At 63.8% G+C, this 6261-nt stretch carries 6 protein-coding genes and 1 pseudogene; 6 read left to right on the top strand and 1 reads right to left on the bottom strand.

Features of this window, described 5'->3' with window-relative positions; translation table 11 throughout:
* Positions 1 to 285: pseudogene (locus M3A49_RS41800) on the top strand (DDE transposase); the annotation flags it as partial.
* A gap of 71 nt (positions 286 to 356) precedes the next feature.
* Here M3A49_RS41800 and M3A49_RS41795 read toward each other — a convergent pair.
* Positions 357 to 1463 carry an aromatic ring-hydroxylating oxygenase subunit alpha gene (locus tag M3A49_RS41795; RefSeq protein WP_266233940.1) on the bottom strand — a complete coding sequence of 369 codons (1107 nt, stop codon included), beginning with the start codon at positions 1461 to 1463 and terminating at the stop codon, positions 357 to 359.
* Positions 1464 to 1770: 307 nt separating this feature from the next.
* Here M3A49_RS41795 and M3A49_RS41790 point away from each other — a divergent pair, with 307 nt between their 5' ends.
* The 5 genes from M3A49_RS41790 to M3A49_RS41770 all read left to right on the top strand — a co-directional run.
* Positions 1771 to 2085 carry an exodeoxyribonuclease VII small subunit gene (locus M3A49_RS41790; protein ID WP_028202970.1) on the top strand — a complete coding sequence of 105 codons (315 nt, stop codon included), beginning with the start codon at positions 1771 to 1773 and terminating at the stop codon, positions 2083 to 2085.
* Positions 2082 to 2963: a polyprenyl synthetase family protein gene (locus tag M3A49_RS41785; RefSeq protein ID WP_266233939.1), complete on the top strand. Its 882-nt coding sequence runs from the start codon at positions 2082 to 2084 to the stop codon at positions 2961 to 2963. The genes M3A49_RS41790 and M3A49_RS41785 overlap by 4 nt, the downstream gene beginning before the upstream one ends.
* An 84-nt stretch (positions 2964 to 3047) precedes the next feature.
* Positions 3048 to 4949 (top strand): 1-deoxy-D-xylulose-5-phosphate synthase, encoded by a 1902-nt coding sequence (dxs, locus tag M3A49_RS41780; RefSeq protein ID WP_254354099.1) that lies wholly within the window; start codon positions 3048 to 3050, stop codon positions 4947 to 4949.
* Positions 4950 to 5111: 162 nt separating this feature from the next.
* The gene (gene folE2 / locus M3A49_RS41775; protein ID WP_266233938.1) at positions 5112 to 5918 is read left to right on the top strand and encodes a GTP cyclohydrolase FolE2; all 807 of its coding nucleotides are present in this window, start codon (positions 5112 to 5114) and stop codon (positions 5916 to 5918) included.
* 138 nt (positions 5919 to 6056) lie between these two features.
* The coding region (locus M3A49_RS41770) for a transposase domain-containing protein (protein ID WP_266233415.1) at positions 6057 to 6261 on the top strand (205 nt) is incomplete at its 3' end.

Genomic DNA, 6261 nt, shown 5'->3' with positions numbered 1-6261 from the left:
ATTGCCTACAACCTGATCCGGCTGGAGGTGGCGAAGGCCGCGCTTGAGGCCGGACGCGCCCCCGAGGACCTGAGCTTCATCCGCGCGTTTCACACGATTCAGTATGAGATGTCATGGGCAGCCGTGACCCGCTCGTACGGCAAACTTCCTGCGCTGCTCGTGCGCCTGCGCGAGCGGCTCAAGCAGCTTGCCAACGAAAAACGGCCCGGGCGCTCTTGCGCACGGGCCGTCAAGTCCAGACCTTTCCGCTACACCGTTCGGTACCTGAAACGGGACCTTAACTGAACGGCATTAGGGCCTAAGCCCGTCTTTCCGTGATGCGTGCGAGTGGCCCGGTGCCCGCGCCTGGCCGTGCGTCAGATCGGTCCCAGCTCGCGGCGCAGAAACTCGTGGAAGTGCTGCATGCCGTCTTCCATCGGGCTCTGATACGGGCCCACCTCGGAAACGCCGCGCTCGAAGAGCGCACGGCGGCCAGCGTCCATGCGCTCGGCGATCTCGTCGTCTTCGACGGCGGTTTCCATATAGGCGGCGCGCTCGGCCTCGACGAATTCGCGCTCGAAGAGCGTGATTTCCTCGGGGTAATAGAACTCGACGATGTTCGTCGTTTTCTGCGTGCCCTGCGGGATGAGCCACGAGACCACGAGCACGTGCGGATACCACTCGATCATCAGATTCGGGTAGTACACCATCCAGATCGCGCCGAACTCGGGCGGCACGCCGTCGCGAAAGCGCAGGACTTCGTCGTGCCACTTGCGGTACGTCGGGCTGCCCGGCTTGCCGAGGTGCTTGTGCACGCCGACCGTCTGCACGCTATACCATTCGCCGAACTCCCACTGGAGGTCGTCGCACGAGACGAAGTTGCCGAGACCCGGGTGGAACGGCACGACGTGATAGTCTTCCAGATAGACCTCAATGAAGGTCTTCCAGTTGTAGTTGCACTCGTGAACCTCGACGTGATCGAACATGTAGTCCGAAAAGTCGAGGTGTTTCGCCGGCCCAAGGCGTGCGAGATCGCGCGCGACGTCGCGGCCCGCGGATTCGAACAGCAGCCCGTTCCACTTCTGCAGCGGCGAGCTGTTCAGGTTCAGACACGGCTTGTCCGCGAAGTGCGGTGCGCCGAGCAGTTCGCCCTTGAGGTCATAGGTCCAGCGATGCAGCGGACATACAATGTTGTCTGCTGTGCCGCGACCGTTTAGCATGATGGCCTGGCGATGCCGGCACACGTTCGAGAGCAGCTCGATGTCATTGCTCTGGTTGCGAACGAGCACGCGGCCTTCTTTTTCGCCGGGCAGCGCAAAATAGTTTCCCGCCTCGGGCACCATGAGTTCGTGCCCGACGTAGCGAGGACCCTGCTGGAAAAGCGTGTCGATTTCGCGCTTGAGTAGCGCTTCGTCAAAATAAGCGGTGACTGGCAGCTGGCTGTGGATAGACTTCAGCTGCAATGCATTGCTCAGATTGGACATTCCCACTCCCGATGAAGACGTGAAAGCAGTGAACAACCCAACCATCGAAGATTCGATTTAGGGAGCCGGCGATTATACCCGGTTACCCCCTCATGGGGTAGCTAAGTGACTGATTTTTGCCAAAATTACACCGGAAAGACGGCAGGAATTCAGGAAATATGAGACAAATGCACGGGTAATCGGGCCTTCAGGAAGCGATTTGTACTGGCCCCGAGCGTGTGGTCGAGAGGGCACACAAGCTGGGGAGCGGGTCGAAATGGACCTTTTGCCGTAGAATGTCCGCCTTGTTTCATTCTGGCTACGACTCATGGCGAAATCCGCAACGAAAGACCGCGCTGGCGCGGGCGAAAGCGCAGCCGGGCTGGCCGAGGGCGAAGCCCTGCCCGAGAGCTACGAGGCGGCGCTTGCGGAGCTCGACGGGCTCGTTGCACGCATGGAAGGCGGCAGCCTGAGCCTGGAAGAATCGCTTGCGGCGTACCGCCGCGGCGCGGCGCTCGTGCGCTTTTGCCAGCAGCAGCTCGAAAAGGTTGAACAACAGGTGCGCGTGCTCGACGGCGAGACGCTGCGGCCCGTGCCCCTCAATACGACAGACTCCGCAGCGGGCGGAGACGACGATCTATGACATTTGACCAATGGACCCGGCAGGTACTCGACCGGGTCGAAAGCGCGCTCGATCACTATTTGCCGGCTGCCGACGTGCTGCCGGCGCCGCTGCATGACGCCATGCGTTATGCCGTGATGGGCGGCGGCAAGCGGGTGCGTCCGCTCCTGTGCCACGCGGCGGGCGAACTCACGAACGCCACGCCGGAAGCGCTCGACGCGGCGGCCTGTGCGCTCGAAATGATCCACGTCTACTCGCTCGTGCACGACGACATGCCGTGCATGGACGACGACGACATGCGTCGCGGCAAACCCACCGTACACGTTAAATATGACGAACCGACGGCGCTGCTGGTGGGCGATGCGCTGCAGTCGCAGGCCTTCATCGCGCTGACCTCGGATGTGCTCGGTGCTGAGCACCAGGCATCGCTCGTGCGCGAACTCGCGCTGGCTAGCGGCTCGATCGGCATGGCCGGCGGCCAGGCCATCGACCTCGCGAGCGTAGGCCATTCGCTTACCCGCGAGCAGCTCGAAACGATGCACCGCCTGAAGACCGGCGCGCTCCTGCGCGCCGCGGTCCGCATGGGCGCGCTGGCGGGCGAGACGCCTTCGGCGGAAAGCCTTGCCGCGCTCGACAGGTACGCGGCGGCCGTGGGCCTCGCATTCCAGGTGGTGGACGACATTCTCGACGTCACCGCCGACTCCGCAACGCTCGGCAAGACCGCGGGCAAGGACGCGAAGGACGGCAAGCCGACCTACGTGTCGATTATCGGTCTTGATGCCTCGCGTGCGCTCGCACAGCAGTTGCGCGCCGACGCGCACGCGGCGCTCGAACCGTTCGGCGCGCGCGCTCAGCGCCTCGCCGAACTCGCTGACCTGGTGGTGAACCGGGTGAGCTGACCGCGCAACCCGCCCACGCGCATGAAACGGAAGTAATGCGCAGAAAAAGTGCGGGAGCGCCAGTTTTCCTACAATGGAACGACGATGTACGACTTGCTGAAAACCATTGACGACCCGGCGGATTTGCGCCGCCTTGATCGCCGCCAGTTGCAACCGCTTGCCGACGAACTGCGTGCCTTCGTTCTCGAGAGCGTCTCGCAAACGGGCGGCCACCTGTCGTCCAACCTTGGTACGGTCGAACTGACGATCGCGCTGCACTACGTGTTCGACACGCCGCGCGACCGCATCGTCTGGGACGTGGGCCATCAGACCTATCCGCACAAGATCCTGACGGGCCGCCGCGACCAGATGTCGACGCTGCGTCAACTCGGCGGCATTTCGGGCTTCCCGAAACGCGACGAGTCGCCGTACGACACGTTCGGCACCGCGCACTCGAGCACGTCGATTTCGGCGGCGCTCGGCATGGCCGTCGCGAGCAAGCTCAAGGGCGACAACGCCATGGGCATCGCCGTGATCGGCGACGGCGCGATGACGGCCGGCATGGCCTTCGAGGCCCTGAACAACGGCGGCGTGGAAGACGACGTGCCGCTGCTCGTCATCCTCAACGACAACGACATGTCGATTTCGCCGCCGGTTGGCGCGCTCAATCGCCATCTCGCGCGCCTCATGTCGGGCCGCTTCTACGCCGCCGCACGCGCGGGCGTGGAGCGCGTGCTGCGCCATGCGCCGCCGGTGCTCGACCTCGCGCGCAAGCTCGAAGAGCACGCGAAGGGCATGATCGTGCCGGCTACGCTGTTCGAGGAATTCGGCTTCAACTACATCGGGCCGATCGACGGCCACGATCTGGATTCGCTGATCCCGACGCTGCAGAACATCAAGGAACTGCGCGGCCCGCAATTCCTGCACGTCGTGACGAAGAAAGGCCAGGGCTACAAGCTCGCCGAAGCCGACCCGGTCCTGTACCACGGTCCCGGCAAGTTCAACCCGGCCGAAGGCATCAAGCCGTCGGCAACGCCCGCCAAGAAGACCTACACGCAGGTGTTCGGCGAATGGCTCTGCGACGCGGCCGAACTCGACCAGCGCGTGATCGGCATCACGCCGGCCATGCGCGAAGGCTCGGGCATGGTGGAGTTCGAAAAGCGTTTCCCGGACCGCTACTACGACGTGGGCATCGCCGAGCAGCACGCCGTGACGTTCGCGGGCGGTCTCGCGGCCGAGGGCCTGAAGCCCGTGGTCGCGATCTACTCGACCTTCCTGCAGCGCGCGTATGACCAGCTGATTCACGACGTGGCGCTGCAGAACCTGCCGGTCGTGTTCGCGATCGACCGCGCGGGCCTCGTCGGCGCCGATGGCGCGACGCACGCGGGCGCATACGATCTCGCGTTCATGCGCTGCATCCCGAACATGATGATCATGGCGGCGTCCGACGAAAACGAATCTCGTCAGATGCTCTACACGGCGCTCCAGCAGGACTGCCCGACGGCCGTGCGCTACCCGCGCGGTGCGGGCACGGGCGTGGCGACCGTCAAGCAGATGGCCGCGCTGCCGGTGGGCAAGGGCGAAGTCCGCCGCGAGAGCAGGGCGCCGGCAGGTAGCCGTATCGCGATTCTCGCGTTCGGTACGATGGTCGCGCCGTCGCTCAAGGCCGCCGATGAACTGGACGCCACCGTGGCGAACATGCGCTTCGTGAAGCCGCTCGACGCGGACCTCGTGAAGCAGCTCGCCGAAACGCATGACTACCTCGTGACCGTCGAGGAAGGCAGCATCATGGGCGGCGCCGGTTCGGCCTGTGTGGAAGCCCTCCTTGAAAGTGGGGTTATCAAGCCCGTACTACAATTGGGCCTCCCCGACCGCTTCATCGACCACGGCGACCCGGCGAAGCTGCTGGCGGGCTGTGGGCTCGACGCAGCAGGGATCGCGAAGTCCATTCGCGAGCGCTTTCTCGACAAGGCGGTGTCCGGCAAGTCGGTGATGCGCGTCGCGTAAGGTCGATTGAGGTCGCTATAGTTTGCCTGGCGCCTCGCGGCAGCCCAATTCACATTTGAACTGGCGGGCGGGTTCCGTACCCGGCTTTCCGCCAGCAAACGCCGGCTCATGCCGGCGTTTGTTATTTGCGCGCCGCGTCCGGCGCGGCTTGAGGATAAGAACATGAATCAGATGAACCCGGCCTTCGTGATGCCGGACGTCCAAAGCTCCGTCGATACCCGTCAGATCGTGATCCAGCGCGTCGGCGTGAAGGCTGTGCGCCATCCGCTCACGGTGAAGACGGGCGCGGGCGACGTCCAGCCGAGCGTCGGGACGTGGAATCTCGACGTTCATCTGCCGGCCGACCAGAAGGGCACGCACATGTCGCGCTTCGTCGCGCTGCTCGAAGAGAACAAGGCGCCGCTTACGCCCGCCACGTTCCGCGCGATGCTGGCCGCGATGCTCACGAAGCTCGAATCACAGGCGGGCCGTATCGAAGTGACGTTCCCGTACTTCGTGAAGAAAGTGGCGCCGGTGTCGGGCGTGGAAAGTCTGCTGGACTACGAAGTGACGCTCACTGGCGACGTGCGCAACGGGCAAACGCGCCTGTTCCTCAAGGTGCTCGTGCCCGTGACGAGCCTGTGCCCGTGCTCGAAGAAGATCTCGCAATACGGCGCGCACAACCAGCGCTCGCACGTGACGATGAACGTCGAGTTCGAAGGCGATCTGCCGGTGGAGAACCTCATTCGCATCGCCGAAGAAGAGGCGTCGTGCGAGCTGTGGGGCTTGCTCAAGCGTCCCGACGAGAAGTTCGTGACCGAGCGCGCGTATGAGAACCCCAAGTTCGTCGAAGACCTCGTGCGCGACGTGGCCGTGCGACTGAACGCCGACGCGCGCGTGATCGCCTATACGCTCGAAGCCGAAAACTTCGAGTCGATCCACAATCACAGCGCCTACGCCGTGATCGAGCACGACAAGCGTGCGGCGTAAAGCTGGCCGCCCGGTTGCGCCGTCAACAAAAATGCCGCCCCAGGGCGTAATGCCGTTCAGTTAAGCAACTGAACGGCATTTTTGTTTGTGGCGAGCGCCTGTTGTAAACAGGGCGCGACGGTGTTAACTTTCGTCGCCATGCTGGTTGACGACCTTCCTCTTCTTGTCGATGCGCACCCGCCGTTCGAATGGGATCGGCTGGGCCAGCATCTGCCATATGAATGGATTGAACAGGCAGTTCAGGCCAGCGGCAGCGCCAGCATCCGGCGGCGCCGCCTGCCAGCGCAGCAGGTGGTGTGGCTGGTGATCGCGCTGGCGCTGTACCGGCATCAGTCGGTCAGTG

The organism is Paraburkholderia sp. CNPSo 3076 (genome assembly GCF_026343935.1).
Classification (GTDB): Bacteria; Pseudomonadota; Gammaproteobacteria; order Burkholderiales; family Burkholderiaceae; genus Paraburkholderia; species Paraburkholderia nodosa.
This window is presented reverse-complemented; position numbering and strand designations above follow the sequence as displayed.